The organism is Mesomycoplasma ovipneumoniae SC01 (genome assembly GCF_000218525.1).
Classification (GTDB): Bacteria; Bacillota_I; Bacilli_A; order Mycoplasmatales; family Metamycoplasmataceae; genus Mesomycoplasma; species Mesomycoplasma ovipneumoniae_A.
In genome coordinates this window covers 68,645-90,937 of record NZ_AFHO01000012.1, presented here as the reverse complement: position 1 = coordinate 90,937, position 22,293 = coordinate 68,645, and the positions used below count along the sequence as shown (strand labels likewise).

The window sequence follows — 22,293 nt, the reverse complement described above, 5'->3', positions numbered from 1 at the left end:
CACTAAAAAAATTTGTGTATCATGGTGGGTTTTTAGACAAGACAACGTTGAGTGGAAGGGCAAAGATAAAATCTGGTCTAAAAGAAATTCATATTGATGAGAAAATAATACAGATAATACTGTAGATAAAATAAAACTATTTGTTAATTATTGAATTAGTGTTTATGCTAGTCCTTCTTTTAAATTTAACGGTCAACAAAATATAGCGGAGTTTTTACCCAAGGAGCAACCCGTATGTCAAAATAGCGTAACATGACCTAAAAAAATGAGCAAAGTTCCTATTGAATTATTTAATTCCAAACAAGAGGTTTATTTAGATGATAAAAATTCAAAATTTAACAAAAAAAATTGATGATAGATTTATTTTTAGTTCACTAAATCTTGAAATTCCTTCGAACAAAGTAACTTTTGTAGTTGGCGAATCAGGAATCGGTAAAACAACTCTTATTAATTTAATTGCCGGCTTTACGAAAAAAGATAGTGGAAACATTTCTTTTTTTGATGAAAATGGTTCTGAAATTAAAAAACCATTAGTTGATGTTGTTTTTCAAGATTTTAATTTAATTGAAAAAATTACATCTAATGACAATATTTTAATAGGAAATAATGTAATAAATAAACTTTTAGACAAAAATGCATTAAATCAAAATGCAAATTTAATGTCGATAAAAACTGAACAACTTGAACAAAAAGTAAATAATTTATCTGGGGGTGAAAGGCAAAGAATTGCAATTTTACGTTCACTTTCACGTGATAGTAGTTTTATATTGCTTGATGAACCAACAAGAAATTTAGATATTGAAAATGCAAAAATTGTATTTGAAAATTTAGCTAATATTGCCAAAAACAAAACTATTTTAGTAGTTAGTCATAACCTTGATTTAGCAAAAAAATATGCCGACAAAATTGTTTATATTGAAAAAAACAAAATTACTGAGGAAATTTTTGACAAAAATAGCCAAAATCAGTCCTTAATTGCTAAAAACAGCAATTTAAAATATCAAAAAACAGCTAAAAATTCAAAACTTTCAAAAATTAAACAGGAATTTAAAACAGGTTTTTTATTAACAGTCACAGATTTTAAATCAAAACTTACTTCAAGTATTTTATTTATATTGCTCTTTTTAACCAGTTTTTTTGGGACACTATTATTTGGAGTCTTAAATTTAAATATTAGCAGCACTAATTTGCAAAACACGATTGAATATCAATTAGATTCGGTTGTAATAACCAAAAAACCAAATGGAGAAATAGGCACATTTTCTACCGATGAAATCACAAAACTTCAAGAAGATAACCCAAAAATTGTAAAAATTGTTCCTTTTTTTAATTCTCCTAAGGTTACTTTCACTTATGGCGATAAGACAGACTTTGATTCTTCTGTTGACTATATTGATGAAAGTGATTTTTTTAAAAACAGATTTGTTTTTGACAACAAAAATTTAGTAGGAAGAAATATTGAAAACAAAGATGAAATAATAATTTCAAAATCGCTGGCAACAAAATTTAATATAGAAGAACCAAACAATCAAAAAATTAGTGTTCCTATTTTTCGAAACACAGCCGTAGATCTAAAAGTAGTTGGTATAAGTAATTTGGCTACTTTAGATAGATTAAATTTTAGCTTTTTACATCATAAATTTTTTGAACTAGCAAAACCTGTACAAAAAAACAACGGGTCAAATGAAAATCTTGACAACAATAAGCCAGAAAAAATTGACCCATGAATATTGAAACTGTATTTTAATATTGATGATGATTTAGCCAATAATATTGAAAACTTTACTAAAAACAACAAAGAATTTGAAATCCAATCGTCTCTAGGTGGTATATCAAAAACAATATTAAATACACAATCATTTACAAATATAGTTATTGGTGCTATTTTAGTTTTATTTATTATAATTTTACTAATTCAAACAGTCTTTTATGCCAAAAATCTGAGCGATTCAAAAATGAAATTAATTGGAATTCTTAAGGCACTAAGTGCTAAAACTTGACAAATTTTCTTTTACCATTGGCTAAATATTATTATAATTTCACTCTTTATTTTATTTATTAATTCAGTTGTTTTCCTTCCGTCAATGGGGAAAATTTATACCGCAATAATTGGTCAAGATATTTTGCTGCCCTCACTAAACCAAGTTGGGACTTTAATTATAATAATATGACTGATAATGTTCGCGTCTATTTCGGTAATTTACCTAATAATTTCTTGACTAAGCTATCGTAAACCGGTAATTAAATTGCTAAAATTTGAGCAATTCTAATTTTTGGATTTTACGTTTATAGTTAAGACTAAATTTTATCTAAATTTGCAAAATCTCTTTGTTATTTATTATAAATTCCTAAAGATTTAAAGCTGTTCAAGGCTTAATTTTTTAGGAATTTTTGTGCTGTTTTAAAGGTGAAAATTAGTTGCTTTTTCTGGGTTGCCCAGTTTGATGGCTAAAATTCACGTTTTATTGAATACAAATATGAAAAAATACCCGTAAATCCGTGTTTTTTGAGCTAAAATCTTAATTTTTATTATTTTAAAATTAACCCTTTGTAGAAAAAAATGCTTGGTCAAAGAAAAAAATATGTTATAATAACCCTCACTAAGAATGAATTAATAAATTTTAATATTGAATTAGGGGGACTTAGTTATGTTTTTGCCATAAAAAAATCAGAAAATGCGAATTTTCCGTTATGTTTTTAAATATAATGGAATGCCTTAAATTTAACCGTTTAGAAATCTATAAATTTATGGCTTTTAATTATTGTTCTTTCAAAACTTCATATATTTTTTTAGGCTCAATGTAAGTAAAAACGAGTTTTCTATTTACATTGAGTTTAAATAGTAGTTGTATTTTTTTATGATTTTTGTCAGTGTTTTAACTAAAAAAGTAGTTTAAATATTTCATAATTTTGCTTTTTAAGTTAAAATTTTAGCTTTTTTTAGTTTGATTAATAAGTAGATTTTTCTTTCGTGAGTGTCAGATTTAAAATTTAGTGTTTTTGCTTTGATAGTTATTTTTCTTGAGTTTGGCACTTTGATGGTGTTCCTAGTGATCCGAATATTTGAAATAGGTATGATTTTTACTTTGATATCTTAATAAATCACTAATAAAAATTGTAATTAACTTTTGCCAAAAAAGTTAAAAAAGCGCGGAAAATAAACTCGATACTTTTTTAAAATTACCTCATCAAACTGGGAAACTCGGCAAAAATTAGTTTCTTTTTGCTTAAATTAATATTCTAATTTGTACTATTTATTCAAAATTTGTCAACTTTTTAGAAATTATTCTTTATCTGTGTCACTAATTTTGATATTGTATTCAGATAATAATTCAGGATTTATTGATGAAGGTGAATTTAGTAATAAGTCCAAACCTTTTGAATTTACTGGGAAAGCAATAACATCACGAATTGAGTTTGTTTGTAATAAAATCATAATTAGACGGTCAAGGCCAAAAGCAAATCCTCCATGAGGTGGAACTCCAAAATTAAAAGCTTTTAAAAGACTGCCAAATTGAAGGTTGATTTGATCTTGATTAAGACCTAAAATTCTAAAAATTTTGCTTTGTAATTCAGAATTATTAATTCTTATTGAACCAGAACCAAGTTCAAAACCATTAAGCACAAGATCATAAGATTGAGCGCGAACTTTTATAGGATAAGTATCTAAAAATTCAATATTTTCAGCAACAGGTGCCGTAAATGGGTGGTGAGCGGAAGTTATTTGCTGATTTGAATCAAGCTCAAAAAGCGGTCAGTTAATAATTCAGGCAAATTTAAACTCATTTTTATTAATAATAAGGTCGTATTTTTGTGCTAATAAATTTCGTAGAGCCCCAAGAGCTAATGATGTTTCTTGATAATTATCAGAAATTAAAAATAAAGTTCCATTTTGATAATTATTGTCTAATAGTCAACTTTCAAGCTTAGATTTCAAGGCGGATTCATCAGTTTTAAAAGAAAAATACGAAATTTTTCCAGATTCAATGTGAATATACAAAAGTCTGTTTGCGTTATGTTGTCTTATTTTTTCAGAAAAAATTCGGTAATCTGCTTTTGAAATTAAAACATTTTCAAGAAAAATACCGCGCGTTTTGCCTTGGAAAAGTGGGTCTTGACCATCAAGAAAATCAAGAGAAAATAATTTATTTTCAAATCGCAAATCAGGCTTATCGGTTCCATATTTGTCAATTACAAAATCATAATCAAGCTGCGGAAATTCAATTTCTGAATTAGAGTAAATTTTTTCTCACAAATATTTTATAAGGTTTTCAATTTGATTGGAGATTTGCTCAAAATTACTAAAGCCAAATTCTAGATCTAGTTGACAAAATTCAAATTGGCGGTCTTTTCTTAAATCCTCATCACGAAAAACACGGGCAAATTGGAAGTATTTTTCAAATCCAGAAACCATTAAAAGTTGCTTATAAATTTGAGGTGACTGCGGTAAGGCAAAGAATTTTCCTTTTTGTCGAGTAGGAACTAAAAAAGATCTCGCTCCTTCAGGTGTTGATTTTGACAAAATCGGGGTTTCAATTTCTATAAAATTATTCTCAAAAAGGAAGGAACGAATATAGTGAAAAACTCTATAACGAAAAGTCAAATTTTTCTGCATTACTTCTCGGCGTAAATCTAAAAATCGGTATTCCAAACGTAAATCTTCATTAGCGTGAGCCTCATTATGAATTTCAAACGGGATTGGCTTTGAAAATGAAAGTGTTTCAAAATTTATTGCATTTATTTCAAGATCACCGTTATGAATTTTTGTATTTGGATTGCTTCTTAAAGATAAAATACCTTCAACACGCACAACAGATTCTTTTGAGTATTTATCAGTTTTTTTGGTATTTTGGTCAATAATTACTTGAAAAATTCCGTGATAATCACGGATTACCACAAAGGTTTTATTTTTAATTTTACGAATATTTTGGACTCAACCTTGAATTGAAACTATATTACCAATTTGATCTTTGGATAAATTTTTTGAATTATACATGAGTTTCTCCGTCTATAATTGTTCTTAAAAATTTAAAATCAATATTTAAAAGTGAAATGACTTTATTAATAGATGTTTGCAGATTTTTAATTGATATTTGGCCAGGTTGTTCATCTTTTTCAAAGAAAAAAGCAAATTTTGCGCCTGATTTTTTTGCTTTTTGGAATCCATCTTTAATTGATAGGGGCGATTTATTTAAATCAACTTGAAAATTTTGCTCGCGAAGTAAAATTGCGAGTTCAAAGTTTTTAAGGATTTCATCTTGACTAAACCCGATTAAATAAAAATCTAAATTTGTTAATTTAATGGGGCAATTAGATTTGAAAATTTCTATTAGACGCTCAATTCCAAAGGCAACCCCGATACTTTTAAAATTAGGCATACCAAATTTTTGTGGTAAATTATTATAACAACCTCCACCAGCAAAAGTTAATTTTGAACCTAGAATTTTGCCATTATCAATAAATTCAAAAACAAATTCATCATAATAATCAAGTCCTCGAACTAAAGAATAATCAATCACGTAATTAATTTTAAATTTTTCAAAAATTGAAATTATTGAATTGAAATTTTTTTTGTCTTCAACTGATCAAAAATCGTTTATTTTTGGGGATGATTTAACAAAATCTTTAGAGGATTCTACTTTGTCATCAAGAATTCTCAAAGGGTTATTCTCAAGGCGTGATTTAGAAATAGGTTCAAGTTTATCAATATATTTTTCAAAATATTGAGTTAAAGCTTTGCAATATTCTTGTCTTGTTTGTGAATTTGAAAGGTAATTAATTTTAAGTTGGTAGTTTTGAATTTTAAGATTTTCAAGAATTTTAGTAACTAAAAGAATAACTTCTAAAATCTGTAAAAAAAATGACTCTGGTTTATAGTTAGTAATTTCAAATCCGGCTTGGTTAAACTGACGAAAACGTCCTTTTTGTGGTTTTTCATAGCGAAACATTGGACCAAAATAAAAAAATTTTTTTTCAACTTGGTGTAATTTATGCTGTCAAATTGCCCGCATGATTGGCGCAGTTCCCTCGGGTCTTAAAGCTAATTGTCGATTTGATTTATCTAAAAATTTATAGAGTTCCTTGGTTACAATATCTGAAATTTGACTAGTTTTTTCGAAAATTTCTGCATACTCAAAAATTGGTGTTTCAATATATGAGAAATTAAATTTTCTAGCATATTCAAAAAAAATATTACGGATTTTTAGGAATATTTCACTTTCTTGCTCAACAATATCATAAGTACCCTTAGGACTTGAATTTAAGAATGTTTTCATTTTTACCTTTAATTTTAAACATAGAAAATTTTAACAAAATAAAAACCAAAAATTAAAATAGATATTTTTAGTAATTATTTTAATTTTTGGTTATTTATTTCTCATAGTCATTAATGCTTGCAAATGTTTGTTCATGAACCTTCTGAACATTTCAATATTTAGCGTTAATTCTTTTTTGTTTTTTATAGTTTCGATATGCTTCTAATTTATTTCATATTCTAGTTGCAACAAATAATGAAGAATATGTTCCGATTATAACACCTATAAGCATTGTTAAACTGAAAACTACGTCGATTGATTCATAGAAAATCATCAAAACTATGATTGTAAAAATTGTTGTTAGAGATGTAAAAATAGATCTTTTAGCTGTATCTTTAATTGCTTCTAATGAAATTTGGTTAATTTTTTCACTTTTGTAAACATCAACGTGATTTGTTTCGCTAAATTTTGACTTAATACGATCAAAGACAACAATTGTATCATTTACAGTATAACCAATTAGAGTTAAAATTGCAACAACCAAATTTTGAGATATTTGAATTCGAGTAATAATAATCGCACAAAAGACCATTAAAACATTAAATAATTGAGAAAGAATAATTGCAAATGAAAAAGTTCATTTAAATCTAATCAGTGTAAAAATACTTACAAAAACAAGCGCTAAACCAACTGAGAGTATTGCATTAAAAATTAATTTTTGCGCTTCTTCATTTGAAATTGAATAATTTGTCATTCTAATATTCGAGAAATTGCTTTGAATTTCCGAATTAAGACTCGAAAGTTTGGAAGCTAAGTCTAGTTGGGTTTTGACTTCAATATTAAAAACAGAAGATGATTCGTTTAAAGGATTTAAAGTTATTAGTGAATTTGCGCTATTAATATTATGTGAATTTAAAAAATCAATTATTTTATTAGCTTTTTCTTGGTTTATCAAATCAAAACTTGAATTTGATGTTTCAATTAGCAAGTTTGTACCACCACTAAAGTCAATAGCTAAATTAAAGCCTGAACCAAAAGACTTGTAAATTCCGGCAAATGTTGCAAAAACTACTAAGGAACCTAAAAACAAAACAAGCGGGGTTCATCTAGAATATTTATAAATTTTTTCATAATTAATTCGTGAATAAACCGATTGGTAACCGCGTTCATATTTTTTGAAGTAAAAGTTTTTTATACCTAAGAGTCAAAATCTATTCTTTTTTTGTAAAAAATCAGCTTTAAGAATAAAGCTTGTGAAAAATTTTGTAAATCCAATTGTAACTATTAGTGTAAAGACAATTGAAAAAATAAGAGTAATTGAGAAACTTTTTACATTTTTGGTTCCAAAAAAGAACAAAACAAGCGCAGCTATCAGTGTTGTAACATTTGAGTCAATAATTGCATTAAAAGAGGTGCGATTAGCCTGCGAATTTGCTTTTATTACCGAATTACCGGCATAAATTCTCGATTTAAATAATTCAAAACTAATCACATTTGCATCAATATTCATCCCAATTCCAACAACAAGCGCTGAAATGGTTATTGGAGAATATTCACCTCGAACAATTGTGAAAAAAAGTAATGTCAAAAAGACATAAAGTGAAAGTGAAATTGTTGCAACAATTCCTAAAAGACCGTAATTTACAATCAAAAATAACGAAATTATCCCAATGGCTAGACCAATTGCGATTCATCCAGCAATAAAGGCCGAATCAGATTTAGTTTTGCTAACAAACGAAGCTGACAAAAAATCTAATTTATAATCAGCAGTCCCATAATTAATATCTAATGCTAATTGTTTTGCCTCTTGAGGAGAAAAATTACCTGTTATTACAAAGGATTGCCCGTTTAAAGCTTGACTAACTGTTGCATCGGAAATTAAATACCTTTTTGCATCAATCTGAAATTTTTTAAGTGAAGGTTGTAAAATTTTTTGGTCTGGCAAAAAATCAGGGGTAGTTTTTTCGCCAACGTGCAAAAAATTATATATATTTTTATTAGCATTTTCCCACTGAAGCGGGAATTTTTCTTGGGCAATTTTTTTAAGTTCAGAAATATTAGATCAAATTAAAATTCTGTTTTGACCCTGAGGTAATTTTGAAATATATTCAGTGGCTTTAGTTCACTCTAATTGAGCATTGTTGTCTTTTAATTCAATTAATACTTGATTACTTGATGGATTTTGGGGATTTGGCTGTGAAAGGGCAGAACCAGGAGCAAATGGAACTAGCCAATTTGACTCATCACCATTTTCAAGACTAAGGTTTGTTTCGAATTTACCATCAAAAAAGAGGGGATTTGTGTTAATATCTGTAATTGTCAGTGTTGGTTTATTGACTATTTCTTCAATAAATTGATCTAATTCACGGTTATTAGAAATTTTATTACGTGAAATTCTTATTCTACCTTCACCTTCGGTAAAAACGTTGGTGCCATTCAAATTAGCCCCGCCGGTTAAGCGCTGAAAAATAGCTGAATCTGCCTCCTGAACAACTTTTGAAGATGGAATTTTCCCGTCCAAAGTTTTAACTTGAACTAAAACTTCAGCACCACCACCATATTCAATTGAGCGATTAATGTTCTGTGAAATATAGTAATTTGAAACGAGAAAAACACCACTTCCAAGAAAAGAAAATGTTAAAAAAGCAAGAAAAAAACGCTTTCAACTATTAAGCGAAAACAACCTAACAAAAAAATTGCGTATTTTCATGGCTTTCCCTTCTAATAAATTAAAAATTATACCATGTTTTGCTTAGCAAAAGCAAAAAAAATTTTTGCAAAAAATCAGCTCGTTTTTAGAGTTTTCTTTATTTTTATTGTATAATTTTTATGTTTTTTGAAAAATGTACAAGAAAATTAATATTAAAGATCAACAAATTTCTGAGCTAATTAATTTAGAAAGTCAAAGGCAAAACGACCAAATTGAGCTAATTGCCAGTGAAAATTATGCTTCTCAAGATGTTCTAAGCGCAAATGGAACAAGTTTGAGCAATAAATATGGCGAAGGCTATCCCGGAAAACGCTATTATGGTGGCTGTGAGTTCATTGACAAAATTGAATTAATCGCAATTGAACGTGCAAAGCAACTTTTTGGAACAAAATTTGCAAATGTTCAACCCTATTCAGGTTCAAGTGCAAATTCAGCCGTTTTTGCTGCACTTTTAAAACCTGGAGACAAAATTCTTGGTCTTGATTTAAGCTCAGGTGGCCATTTAACTCACGGATATAAAGTTAATTTTTCGGGAATTTTTTACACGGGAATTAGCTATTTTCTTGACAAAAATGAAATGCTGGATTATGATGAGATCGAAAAAATAGCTCTTGAGACTAGACCAAATTTAATAATTTGTGGCTATTCAGCTTATTCAGGTTTGATTGATTTTGCCCGTTTTCGACAAATTGCCGACAAAGTCGGAGCCTATTTGCTAGCTGACATTGCCCATATTGCCGGTCTTGTTGCAACAGGCGTCCATCCTTCACCAGTTGGAATTGCTCATATAATAACATCAACAACCCAAAAAACTCTGCGCGGACCTCGGGGTGGTTTGATTTTAACAAATATTGAAGAAATTGCAAATAAAATCGACAAAATTGTTTTTCCTGGAATTCAAGGTGGTCCACTTTTTAATACAATTGCCGCAAAAGCTGTTGCATTTAACGAAGCACTACAGCCTTGATTTAAAGACTATTGTCAACAAATCGTTAAAAATGCCGCTTTTTTTGCAAACAAATTTGTAAAAAAAGGTGCAAGAATTGTATCAGGAAAAACCCAAAATCACCTTTTTATTGTTGATGTTAAAAAAACCTATGATCTAACAGGCAAACAAGCACAAATCTTGCTTGAATCAGTAAATATTATTACAAATAAAAATACAATTCCAAATGATACTCTAAGTCCTTTTGTAACTTCAGGAATTCGTTTTGGCACTCCCGCAATGACTTCGCGCGGTTTTAAGGAAAAAGAATTTGCTATTCTTGCTGAAATTATTGATTTTGTCTTAAAAAAGAAAAATTTAAGCCCTAGTGAAATTGAAGAAATTAAACTTAAAATTCAGGAATTAACAAAAAAATTTCCAGTTAAGTCTAGTTACTGAGTGTAAAAAGAATAAATTATTTTTTTAATAAAACATGATCTTAAAAAATTCATGTTTTTCCGAGTTTGGCAGTTTGATGGCCAAAATTCACTTTTTATTGAATAGAAATATGAAAAAATACCGGTAAATCCGTGTTTTTTGATGCTAAAGTCTTAATTTTTATTATTTTAAAATTAACATTTTGCAAAAAAAAAAAAAAAATGTTTGGTCTAAAATAAAATTATGCTATAATAACCTCACTAAGAATGAATTAATAAATTTTTGATATTGAATTAAGGAGGAATTAGTTATGTTTTTTGTCGTATTAAAATAAGATAATGTGAATTATCCATTATATTTTTAAATATGATGGAATGCCTTAAATTTGACCGTTTAGAAATCTATAAATTTATGGCTTTTGATTATTGTTCTTTCAAAACTTCATATATTTTTTTAGGCTCAATGTAAGTAAAAACGAGTTCTCTATTTACATTGAGTTTAAATAGCAGTTGTATTTTTTATGATTTTTGTTGTTTTATCCATAAATTGATTTTTGCCAGTGTTTTAAACTAAAAAAGTAGTTTAAATATTTCATATTTTGGTTTTTAAGTTAAAATTTTAGCTTTTTTAGTTTGCCTTATTTTATTAATAAGTAGATTTTTCTTTCGTGATGATTGATTTAAAATTCAATGTTTTTGCTTTGATAGTTATTTTTCTAGGTTTGCCAAAAAAGTTAAAAAGCGCCCAAAAAACGGACACTTTTTTAAGATTATCTCATCAAACTGGGAAACTCGGGTTTTGTTTGACTGGAATTTTAGTTATTATCTTTGGTATATTTGTAATTACTTATTTGACTATATACATGTTTGTTATTTAAATATTTTTGGTAGCGGGCTTTTGATTTGAGAGTTCATAAGTTTAGTGGTAGACCAAAAGCTTCAATCATCGCTTGTTCTTCGTCATATAAATCTATTCAAGGATGGAGGTACTTGCAAATTTGTTTAATTTCTTGTTGACTTACACTTATTAGTTGAGTTTTAGTTCAAAATAAAAAACCAAGTTGATATTTAGAGTTTAATTTAAACATACGAACAAGTGTTGAAAAATTAAAAGATGAAAAAATTATTTTGTCAAAAAAGTCTTTCCCATATCTAACTGATAAGTCATCAATAACTCTTTCAATTCCAATGTATTCAGTTTGGTCAGTTTTAAGTTCAACATTAATTACTTCAAACTTATCTAGATAAAGATCTAAAAAGTCCTCAAGTGTTAAAATCCTTTGCTTACGAGTCTCAAGTTGAAAATGTAAACTATGGTCATCATTATATAATTCAGATAAAGTGCTATTTGCAATTATTTTATCAACACCAGCTGTTCTTTTAGTATCCTCGTCATGAATGACAACTATTCTATTATCTTTAGTTAAATGAACATCTAATTCGATTCCATCAAAATTAAATTCATATGCTAAATCAAAAGCTAGTTTGGTATTTTCAGGTGCGATTCCTGAATAACCACGGTGCGCTATTAACAATTGTTTTTTAGGCATTATCTAATTCCCTTCAGCGATAATTTGTTTTGCCTAGCTTTTTAAGTTCAGCGCGATTGTGTAAAAAGACTATTAGACCACAAATTGTTCCAAATAAGGCAACACCTAATGCGATTGTTAAAATTAATTGGTAACCTAAAGGCGAAGTATTTGTTTGTCCTTCAATTGTATAGACTTTTCCAACATATCCTGATAATTCATAAAATCAAGCATCTGGCGAAAATGCAATAAATGAAAGAATTCCAACTGAACTTGCATAGTTATTTTTACCAATTTCAATTTCAGCAACTTGAGTAAATCTAAGAGTTACCATTACTCATGATAGAGAACCTGCGATTAAGAATAAAATTGTAACCAATATTATAAAGAAGATAAACAGTGGAGTTCCAGGTTCTTGAATTCCAGCTAAGGTAAGAAGTAAAATAGTTAAAATAACAAACATTCCTGTCACTGCTGTTAAAACTAAAATGAGAATGTAGCTTCTAAATTTGTCAGCATAGTAACCAACATAAGAACTAATTAAACCTCGAAGTCCATAAGTTCTAATTCCACCAAGAATTGTAACTAAAATTGTAGGTGCTAAAAAGACATTATTTAACACTTGAACTAAGTAATAGGCAAAAACTGATTGGAAAGTATACATTCCCATTACAAAAATTGAAAGCATTCATAGTTTCCAATTTTTAAGTGAGACAAAAATTTGGTTAATATTTTTCTTGATAGATTCTCAACTAATTTTGTTAGTATAACGTTCAATTTTTTTCTCTTTGACAAAAAAGAGAACTAAAAATGAAGTAATTACTAAAAAACTACCAATTGTAAAAGTATAAGCGGCAAAAGGTGTGGAATTGATTTCTCTAGTATTTTGATTGTCTGGATAATAAACTGAAGTAATAATTAAGCCAATAACAAAAACTAGGAAAAATCCAACTACACCGTTTGCACTACCTTGAATTCCGTAAGCAAGACCTTGATTTTTTTGGTCGGTTTGCTGTGAAACTAGTTTTCAAAGCGGGGTTCAAAAGATTAGGGTTGATGTGATTCCTCAAAGACCTCAAATAATTTTATATTGAGTCAAAGCACTTTCTTCACCTAATTGTTGAGCATTTTTGATGGTTATACCAAATCAAAATGTAATAATTCCTGTTGATAAAACAGCAATAAATAAGAGTCAACGCGAACTAATTCTGTTAGATAAAAATCCGCCCGGTAGTTGAGTTGCAAGTGTAACTCAACCAATAATGGCTGTCAAAGAAGCTACTTGGTCTTCACGAATTCCTAAATATGTATGCAAATTCGGCACAATATTTTTTAAATAATAAGGGGCAGCGATAACAAAAACATCAGCAGCCGCTAATATTATTAAGGCAAAAATTTGTGATCAAGTAAAATCTTTAAATTTACTAAAAAATCTTGTTTTAACTATGATTTCTCCTTTCAAAAAATTAAATTTACTATATTAATAATCATATAATAAATTTGCAAGAAAGTTTTAAAATTCCGGCCAAAAAAAGCAAATATGAAATATATTCGTAATTTTTATTAAAAAAGCACAAATTTACTAAATTATTTCATAAATGGAAATAAAAAAAATGCAACGATAATATTGTTTTACTATTTGTTGCATTTTTATTTTCGGTTTAAGAACATGACATTAAAAAATGCCATGTTTTTTAAGTGTTAATTTTTAATAACGTGTTTTAAGGGTGAGATTAAGAACCGGAGGTTGAACCTGCTGAAGGTGAAGCTGATGGGGTTGAAGATGAAGAAGGCGTTGATGATGGAGTTGATGAGGTTGAAGGTGAAGGTGTTGAAGTTGAAGTTGATGGAGTTGATGATGATTGATTACCTGTTAACTTCGGTAAATCCGCTAAAACCTTTGTAAAATTAAGATTTGAAACAAAGGCAGAAATGATGCTACCAATTATTGAAGGAAATTTGATTTTTGAGTGGTTTTTAGGATCTTTTACATTTTTTTCTAGATCAGCTATTACTTTATCAAGAGCAGCTTTAACTATATCAGTATCTGGTTTATTTAAATAAGGTTTAGCAAATTCTCCAAGTGATTTTAAAATTTCTGCTAGAGATTTTTCTGATGCTGTTTCAGGGATAAATCTAACAAGATATCTAGCATAAAAGCTTCCTGATTTTTTAACTAAGTCTTTAAAATCTAATTTCCCAAAAATGTCTGAACTTAAAACTGATAACATTGAAGCAGCTAAATCTCTTTTATCGGCACTCATTAGTGAACTTTGGGCTTTTTCAAATTCAGACTCATCACTAATGAAATCAGTTTCGGATTTATTATCGTTTATTTTTTTCAATAATTCTTCGTTGGTTTTTGCAACACTTGATAGATCAATAACACGTTTATATGTTAAATTTCCTGAAGCATTGTCGCTGAATTTTGTAGATTTTTTAATATTATCAACAACAGCACCAGCTTGAGATTGATCGGTTGCTAATTTTAGCAATAATTGTTCAGCTATTTTTTTATACCCCTTAATTTGAGGGTGAATATCAAATTGTGTTGCTCCTAATTTTGTATCAGAATCATTTCAAATTTCTGAATCAAATGGATCAACATAATTTACATTAACTTTTTGTGCTGTTTCACGAATTGCGGTATTAATTTCTGTTGTAACTTTTTGGAAATAATCTTTTTCTAAACCAAAATCATTAGCAAAAAGGTTGCTTAAAATTTGCACTAAAAGTGAGTTTGGCAATTTATATGGAAGTAAATTTATATGCAAATTAGGATTAATTGTCTTTAATTCTTTTAAAAGATTTTCTAAATCTGATTTTAATTCTGTTATTTTGGCTGAAATTTCGTTTTGAATATATTTGGCTATTTTTGGTTTTAAATCTTCTTTTTTCTTAGGATCAGCTGGAGCTGTTTCTTGAGCAGTTTCTACAGTAATTTTATCCAATTCCTCTTTAATTCCAGATGTTTCAGGTGATAAAAGTGGACCAAATTTAGTTGCAGCTAAGAAAATATCATTAGCGCCAAGAGTCATTGTTAAAAGATTAGCGCTTTTAATTTTTTGAGTTAATTCAGGGTAACTTGATTTATTAAAATTGCCAAAAACGGTAGATAAATCATTGAATTTTGTATTTTGATCGTTATTTTTAGGAACAAAAGGATTATCAGCGACTTTTCCAGCTGGGTATTTTGTAGGATTAATTAAATTAAGTCAATTTTTTACTGTTGCACCAGAAAAGGCCAAATTATCATATGAAACAAGCGAATCTTTGTTTAATTTTTGCAAAAAGTGTGCAAAAAAGGAAGGATACGAAAGACCACTTACGCTTCCTGAGTTAAGTTTACCTTGAAAATCGCGATATGTATCTTGATTAAATCCGGCGGTAACAGAATCACCAATTGCTAAATAGTTAAATCTTGAAAGTTGTGTTGATTCTTGTGATGAGATACATGCAACAAACGTTACTGTAGTAGCTATTGGTAATAAACCTAATGATATAAATTTTAATCTTTTTCTAACGGGATAGTTTTGAAGATTTTTGTATTTCATACTGTTCCTTTCGATTTTAGTTTAATAAATTTAAAATTATACTAAAAAAAAGAAAAGATAAGAAACAAAAAAATGTAAATTAGTATATTAACTTATCAAAAAGAAGATTATTTTTTATTTTTGCATGTAATTTTTATAGTCAAAATTATTCTTAGCTTTATTAGAATACCAAACTTAATTTCTAGCAAAGGTTGCCCAAAAATAAGTTTTTCCTGAGTTTGCCAGTTTGATGGCAAAATTCACTTTTTAGTGAATATAAATACGCAAAAATAGCCGTAAATCTGTGTTTTTTGACCGCTAAAATCTTAATTTTTATTATTTTAAACTAACCTTTTGTAAAAAAAAAAAAAAATGTTTGGTCAAAAATAAAATTATGTTATAATAAACCTCACTAAGAATGAATTAATAAATTTGATATTGAATTAAGGAGGAATTAGTTATGTTTTTGTCATAAAAAAATCAGAAAATGCGAATTTCCCATTATATTTTTAAATATGATGGAGTGCCTTAAATTTGACCGTTTAGAAATCTATAAATTTATGGCTTTTAATTATTGTTCTTTCAAAACTTCATATGTTTTTTTAGGCTCAATTTAAATAACAACGAGTTTTCTATTTGCATTGAGTTTAAATAGTAGTTGTATTTTTTTATGATTTTTGTTGTTTCATCATAAATTGATTTTTGCCAGTGTTTTAAACTAAAAAAAGTAGTTTAAATATTTTATAATTTTGCTTTTTAAGTTAAAATTTTAGCTTTTTTAGTTTGCTTTATTTGGTTAATAAGTAGATTTTGCATTCATGAGTGTTAGATTTAAAATTTAGAGTTTTTGCCTTGATAGTTATTTTTCTTGAGTTTGCCAAAAAAGTTAAAAAAGTGCCCAAAACTAAACCAGGACACTTGTTTAAGACTATCTCATCAAACTGGGAAACTCGGGAATATGCTAATTTACTTTATTTTGCCAGATCTTTCCTTAAAGGAAACTAAATTATAATTGATTTTAGCAAAAAACAACGGTTTTAGAATTAACCAATTTAAAAAAGAAACTAATTTCCTAAAATTTCAACTGAAATTTTAGTCTGAAAAACAGTAATTATTAGGATTTTTTACTAAAAGCGATATTTCTTGAAATATAATAAACAGATTCAGCAAGTGTAGGGTGGGTAAAAGCTGAATTTTGAAGGTCAAAAATTGTCATATTTTTGCTTATTGCTAATGCAATTTGGTTAATCAAGGTCGCTGAATCTTCAAGGAAAATAGTTGCTGATAGAATTTTATAAGTGTTTTTTTCGTAATTAATTTTGACAAAACCAATTTCAAAATCTAAGTTAGCATGCGCTCTTGGCAAATTTTTTGCAAAAATTTGCGCTGATTCAAATTCAATTTTTGCACTTTCTAACTCTTTTTCACTTTTTCCAACAAATGAAATTTCTGGATTTGTATAAATTGCAAACGGAACATTGGATTTTACAAATTTTTCATCAGATTTTTGGTGCAAAATATGTTTTGCAACAACATCTCCTTGTTTATATGCACTCGTCGATAACATCATAATTGCGTTTAAATCACCAATTGCATAAATGTTTTCTTCAGAAGTTTGAAAAAATTCGTTTACTTTTAAAACACCATTGTCATATTTTTCTAAATTTAACTCAGAAAATGAATCATTATTAACAATTCTACCAACTGCAAGTAAAATATTTTGAGTTTTATGTTTAGAAATAGTTTCACCTTGCTGAATAAGTAGACCATCAGTTTCGTATTTTAAAACTTTTGCATTTGTTATGATATTTATTTTATCTCTTTGGATAATTGAATTAACAGCGTCTTTTATTGACTCATCAAAATTGCCAAATAATTGTTTATTTGATTCAATTATAGTTATTTTTTTGTCAAAGTTGGCATAGAAACTAGCAAACTCAAGAGCAATAACTCCGCCACCAATTATTGTTAGTTCATCAAAATCGTGATAATCTAAAATCAAATCATCAGAAGTATAAACATTTGCATTTTCAATGTCTTCAATTTTTATTTTTCTTGGACTGCTTCCGGTTGCAAGAACTATTTTGTCGGCATAAATTTCGTTGTTGTCAGCTTTAATTATGTTTTTAGAAAGTAATTTTGCTTCTTGGTTAAAAATAGAAACACCAGCACCTTCTAGGGCGCCTTTGATTGCTTGTTGCAATTTTTTACTATTATTGCGTGCATTTTCAAAGATTTTTTCTAAATTAAATGTGTGGCTAGATTCAAAACCGTATTTATGTGAATTAGACATTAATTGTCTTATTTTTGCAGATTTTAAAATTGTTTTAGTTGGGATGCAACCCCTATTTACACAAGTTCCGCCTAAAGAATTTGATTCAAAAAGTGCAACATTTTTGCCGTTTTTAGCTAAAATAATTGCCAAAGAGTATCCGCCTGGGCCACCCCCAATTATTGCAATATCAAATTTTTCCATATATTACTCCTTTTTTCAAATTAAAATTAATAAATTATGAGCAGCAAACTTTTTAAATAATTTTTTCAAAAAGCATGCTTGCTTATTTAAATATTTTACAGCAAAATTGTAAAATATTTAATTTATTCAAAATTAAAGTCTATTTTTAATAAATTTTTTAATTTTTTTTAGTAATTTTAGGCAACAAAAAATACTTTTTTAGCATAGTCGCCAAATTAATTATTTAAGAGAAAATTTATACTAAATTTAAATTTTTAGTAGCCAAATTTCTTAATCATTTTAGGGTCGTTAAACCATTTTTTGGCAACAGCTACTCTGTTTTTTAAAACAACTTTTTTACCAAAAATCTCTTCCAGTTCTTTGCGAGCGTTAGTGCCAATTTGTCCAAGAACCGCGCCAGCTTTACCAATAATTATTGGTAAGTGTGATTTTCTACCAACATAAATTGTTGCATCAATTCGAATACAATTTTTTTCTGATTCGTCAAAATTGTCAATGACAACAGCGGTTTGGTGCGGAATTTCATCATCAACATTCAAAAGTATTTGTTTTCTTATTATTTCTTTTGCAAAAAAACGTGAACTTTGATCGGTAACATCTAAATTATTGAAAAAATGATTTGAGGGATAGGCATATTTTTCAATTTGGGCTAATAAATTGGTTCTTAAATCATCAAAATTAGTTGAAAAAGGTAAAATGCTATCAAATTCAAATTCAAATTCCTTCATTTTTTGTGACTGACTTTCGAAATTAAATTCGTCATCTTCAATATCAGTTTTAGTAATTATTGCGATTTTGTTTTTAATATCTGAAAGTTTTTTAGCAAATGCTTGTGTGTTTTCATCAATTGGTTCGTTGACTGGGTGCAAAAAAAGAACAAGATCTATTCCCTCAAGTGTTGAATTTATCGCCAAATTTAGGGAATTACTTAAATTATTAATTTTATTATGAAAACCGGGAGTGTCAACAAAAACTATTTGAAGATTATCTTTATTATAAATTGCGTTAATTGCATCTCTGGTAGTTTGAGCTTTTAGACTAACGATTGAAACCGGAAATTGAACAATCGAGTTTATTAGTGAAGATTTGCCTGAATTCGGTCGGCCAATAACTGCAACAAAACATGTTTTTGTTTCCATATTTATAAAAAATCCTTTTTAAATTGCAAGGGGAGAAGTTGATTTAATTTTTTCTCAACAAATTCTGCTTTTGAATTATAAAGAAAAATACTAACATTTTCAGAAAAAAATTCAACAAAAACTTGTAAACATTGACCACAAGGGACAATAAATTTACTAGATTTTGGGCTATAAATGTGAATTTCTTTAAAATTTTCAGGATTAACTCCTTGGGCAATTGCCTGAAATATCGCTACTCTTTCGGCGCAAATTCCTGCGGGGTAAACGGCATTTTCAACATTAATACCTTCAAAAGTGTGGTCTTGTTTTGTTAGTAAAATTGAGGCTACTGGAAAATTAGAATAAGGACAGTAGGAATTTTTGCTTAGTTTTTTTAGGGATTCAAATATTTGTTCCATTAGCGAAAAATCTCCAAATTTTTTAAAATGTTTTCCACTTTTTCGTGCATAAATTTATTATTTTCATCATTGTCATGATCCAAACCTAGTAAATGATAAAGGCTATGAGCAAAAAGGTATGAAAATTCGCGCTTTTGGGTGTGATTATAGTCTTTTGCTTGTTTTTGAATTTTTGATGGTGTCATAAAAATTTCGCCTAAAAAATGAATTTGCAAATTATTTTCTTGAATTTTCAAACCACTTGGAAATGATAAAACATCAGGAACATAATCTTTATTTTTGAATTTAAGGGCTAGTTTTTGGGCTTTTTTTTCACTTATTAGCATCAAATCTAGATTAATTTCACCTTCTAAATTTTCATTTTTTGCAAAAATTTCAAAAATTTTTTTAAACAACTTTAAAAATTTAAACTTAACCTTACTTTGGTTCTCAAAATTAATTAGAATTTTCACCATTTATATTTAATTTTATTCTATTTTGTAAAAAGATCTAAAAAATTACCTGTATTTTTTAAAAAAAGAACGGCTGGCAGTTGAGTTTTTGGTTTTAATAATAGTGATTTTGTGAACTCAACAACAAATTCATTCTGTTTTACATTAACAATTTTTGTAATTTCAAGTCTAACTACTCGGTCATGAAATTGAAACTGGGCAAATGAATCTTTATCCATTAAATAATATATGTCTGAATTTATTGTTGCAAATGTTTTGTGTTTTTCATCGATTTCTAAAATAAAATTAACGGTCCTATAAGTTTTTATTTGAAAAAAATAGTAAAAACTTGCACCCATCAAAATTAGCAAAAAGACACTAATTATTATTGTTATCTTATTGTTTTGATATATCTTTGATGTCAAAAGTTTCTCCTTGTTCAATTACATATCTTTTTGAATGAGAGATCTCGATAAACATTGCATTTTTTTGGTAATTTGAGATTACTTTCTTTAAAAATTCGAAATTTTTTTCATCGATGTTTTCAAAAGCCTCATCTAATAAAATTAAGTCAAAATCCTTAGTTAAAAGTTGCAAAATTGCAATTATTTGCTTTTGTCCACTTGAAAAATTTGAGCCATTGTTAACAAATTTTGAATCAAGGGAAATTTGTCATTCATAAAGCATTTCTTGAATGTCAAAACGTTGAAAATTATTAATCAAATTCTGAATTTTTTCAGGATTTTCATTTGTTATAAAAGAAAGAACACTAATATTAGGGAAATAATTTTGTGATTTTATGTAGCAAATTCGTTTGCGCAACTCGTTTTGGTCATAATATTTTAAATCAAGATTATTAATTAAAAAATCACCGTTATAAACAATTTCCTGATTTAAAAGTCGTAAAAATGTAGACTTTCCGCTTCCGTTTTTTCCAATTATGTGCAAATTTTCTTTTATTTGCATTTTTTCTATATAAAAAAGCGTCTTATTTTTATAATAACTCACGCTTAAATCTTTTAATTTTATATCTGAAATTTTTTGGTGATATTTACCGGTTGTCTCTTTTTCAATATTAAGCACAAAATTTAAAAGCTCAAATTCCTTTAAAAAAATTGGCAAGTTGGTGACTATATTAACAAATGAAGAAAGCGGATTAATAAAAAAACTAAAAAAACTTAAAAAAAGCAGTAATTCACCAATTGATAATTTTTTATCAAAAATTCAAAAAGAGGAAATAACTACAATTAAAATCGGTGCTATTGAAAAAAGAAAATTATTAAAACTTGATAAATAACTTTCTTTTTTCCAAATATTGAATTCTGTTTTTTTATAACGGTAATATTTTTCATCGAATTGATGTTTTAAATTTTTATAAACATCATCGCGCTTTAAATTTTCAAGCGAAAAAATCATGTCATTTGTGCTTGTCAAACTATTTAGTTGATCTTCCATTAAAAATTGGTGATTTTTTGAAATACTTTTTCGCACAATTATGCTAATAAAAAGGTAAATTATGCCTATTCCAATAATTAAGCCCAAAATTTTAATATCTATCCACAACAATATAAAAAATGAAATTAAAAAAGTAATAACTTCATTAAAAATATGGTAATAAAAACTGGCCGAAAAAGCCGCAAAACTTGGAATTAAATTAATTCTCCTAATATAATCATGATTGTCTAATTTTAAAAGTTGAAAATTTTTACCTGTTTTTAGAGCATTAAAAAAACGGTCAAAAATATCTTTTTCGATTTTTAGTTCAATTTTGTGAATATATATTTTTTTAATAATATCCTGTAAAATTCGCCAAATTACAATCCAAGCAAAGAAAATACTCACTTTTATAACAAGGCCAATATCTTGTTGTGGCAAAACCTTATCAATAATTGTTTTCATGAATAATGAAGATAAAAAATTACTAACTGCAGTTATAAAAAATAAAAAAATAAGATACCAATTACTTTTTGACTCAAGGAAAAACCACCAATTATTTCATGATTTATCTTTTACTTTTGATCTTTTATACTCAGGATCCTTTTGGGCAAAAATTACAACATTTTGGAAAATTTTTGCCATTGTTTCAGCTTTAATTTTTATTTTTCCTTTTAAGGGATCAATAATTTCAAATTTTGATTTTTTTACTTTTGTCAATAAAACATAATGATTTAAATCACCTGTTTTAATTAGAATAATCGTTGGTTTTACGATCTCTAAGGTTTTTAAATTCTCATAAGGGCCCCCGTAAGATTCAAGAATAATTCCAAATTCCTTTGCTAATCGTTCTAAATTAGCGATGTTTATCCCGTCATTTGAATAAAAAACTTTTGTTTTTAAAGAGTTTATTGATATTTTTTTATCATAGAAAAAATGATAAATTGATTGAAGAACCGCCAATCCACAATCTTTTAAATCCTTTTGCAAAAATACTTTCATCTTCTGCTCTAATTGTTGTAAAATT

The 22,293-nt window shown here is 27.7% G+C and carries 14 protein-coding genes; 2 read left to right on the top strand and 12 right to left on the bottom strand.

Annotation, left to right across the window (positions count from 1 at the left end):
* The first annotated feature begins 317 nt into the window (after positions 1-317).
* Positions 318-2,270, top strand: a complete 1,953-nt coding sequence (locus MOSC01_RS0102855; protein ID WP_010321293.1) for an ABC transporter ATP-binding protein — start codon at positions 318-320, stop codon at positions 2,268-2,270.
* Positions 2,271-3,283: 1,013 nt separating this feature from the next.
* On the opposite strand, the gene aspS is transcribed toward MOSC01_RS0102855, so the two are convergent.
* The 3 genes from aspS to secDF all read right to left on the bottom strand — a co-directional run bounded on the left by aspS (position 3,284) and on the right by secDF (position 8,964).
* Positions 3,284-4,996 carry an aspartate--tRNA ligase gene (aspS, locus tag MOSC01_RS0102840; RefSeq protein WP_010321292.1) on the bottom strand — a complete coding sequence of 571 codons (1,713 nt, stop codon included), beginning with the start codon at positions 4,994-4,996 and terminating at the stop codon, positions 3,284-3,286.
* Positions 4,989-6,275, bottom strand: coding sequence for a histidine--tRNA ligase (gene hisS / locus MOSC01_RS0102835; RefSeq protein ID WP_010321291.1), 1,287 nt, complete (start codon positions 6,273-6,275; stop codon positions 4,989-4,991). The genes aspS and hisS overlap by 8 nt, the downstream gene beginning before the upstream one ends.
* Before the next feature lie 94 nt (positions 6,276-6,369).
* The gene (secDF, locus tag MOSC01_RS0102830) at positions 6,370-8,964 is read right to left on the bottom strand and encodes a protein translocase subunit SecDF (RefSeq protein WP_010321290.1); all 2,595 of its coding nucleotides are present in this window, start codon (positions 8,962-8,964) and stop codon (positions 6,370-6,372) included.
* A gap of 133 nt (positions 8,965-9,097) precedes the next feature.
* Between secDF and glyA the strand changes: the two genes are divergently transcribed.
* The gene (gene glyA / locus MOSC01_RS0102825) at positions 9,098-10,354 is read left to right on the top strand and encodes a serine hydroxymethyltransferase (protein ID WP_010321289.1); all 1,257 of its coding nucleotides are present in this window, start codon (positions 9,098-9,100) and stop codon (positions 10,352-10,354) included.
* A gap of 787 nt (positions 10,355-11,141) precedes the next feature.
* Here glyA and MOSC01_RS0102820 read toward each other — a convergent pair.
* The 9 genes from MOSC01_RS0102820 to MOSC01_RS0102770 all read right to left on the bottom strand — a co-directional run bounded on the left by MOSC01_RS0102820 (position 11,142) and on the right by MOSC01_RS0102770 (position 22,268).
* A complete protein-coding gene (locus MOSC01_RS0102820; RefSeq protein ID WP_010321288.1) occupies positions 11,142-11,876 on the bottom strand; it encodes a glycerophosphodiester phosphodiesterase family protein in 735 nt (244 codons plus the stop codon).
* Positions 11,869-13,305, bottom strand: a complete 1,437-nt coding sequence (locus tag MOSC01_RS0102815; RefSeq protein WP_318023786.1) for an MFS transporter — start codon at positions 13,303-13,305, stop codon at positions 11,869-11,871. The genes MOSC01_RS0102820 and MOSC01_RS0102815 overlap by 8 nt, the downstream gene beginning before the upstream one ends.
* Before the next feature lie 283 nt (positions 13,306-13,588).
* On the bottom strand, positions 13,589-15,409 hold the full coding sequence (locus tag MOSC01_RS04245) for a GDSL-type esterase/lipase family protein (RefSeq protein ID WP_010321286.1): 1,821 nt from the start codon (positions 15,407-15,409) through the stop codon (positions 13,589-13,591).
* A 1,093-nt stretch (positions 15,410-16,502) separates the two neighbouring features.
* Positions 16,503-17,864, bottom strand: a complete 1,362-nt coding sequence (locus MOSC01_RS0102795) for a dihydrolipoyl dehydrogenase (RefSeq protein ID WP_010321284.1) — start codon at positions 17,862-17,864, stop codon at positions 16,503-16,505.
* A 254-nt stretch (positions 17,865-18,118) separates the two neighbouring features.
* Complete coding sequence (era, locus tag MOSC01_RS0102790; RefSeq protein ID WP_010321283.1) at positions 18,119-19,003, bottom strand: GTPase Era; 885 nt, start codon at positions 19,001-19,003, stop codon at positions 18,119-18,121.
* 2 nt (positions 19,004-19,005) lie between these two features.
* On the bottom strand, positions 19,006-19,401 hold the full coding sequence (cdd, locus tag MOSC01_RS0102785; RefSeq protein WP_010321282.1) for a cytidine deaminase: 396 nt from the start codon (positions 19,399-19,401) through the stop codon (positions 19,006-19,008).
* Complete coding sequence (gene ybeY, locus MOSC01_RS0102780; protein WP_029513097.1) at positions 19,401-19,853, bottom strand: rRNA maturation RNase YbeY; 453 nt, start codon at positions 19,851-19,853, stop codon at positions 19,401-19,403. The genes cdd and ybeY overlap by 1 nt, the downstream gene beginning before the upstream one ends.
* A 20-nt stretch (positions 19,854-19,873) precedes the next feature.
* Positions 19,874-20,257 (bottom strand): MAG1140 family protein, encoded by a 384-nt coding sequence (locus tag MOSC01_RS0102775; protein WP_010321280.1) that lies wholly within the window; start codon positions 20,255-20,257, stop codon positions 19,874-19,876.
* Positions 20,229-22,268, bottom strand: a complete 2,040-nt coding sequence (locus MOSC01_RS0102770) for an Mbov_0121 family peptidase domain-containing ABC transporter (RefSeq protein ID WP_010321279.1) — start codon at positions 22,266-22,268, stop codon at positions 20,229-20,231. The genes MOSC01_RS0102775 and MOSC01_RS0102770 overlap by 29 nt, the downstream gene beginning before the upstream one ends.
* Positions 22,269-22,293 lie beyond the last annotated feature (25 nt).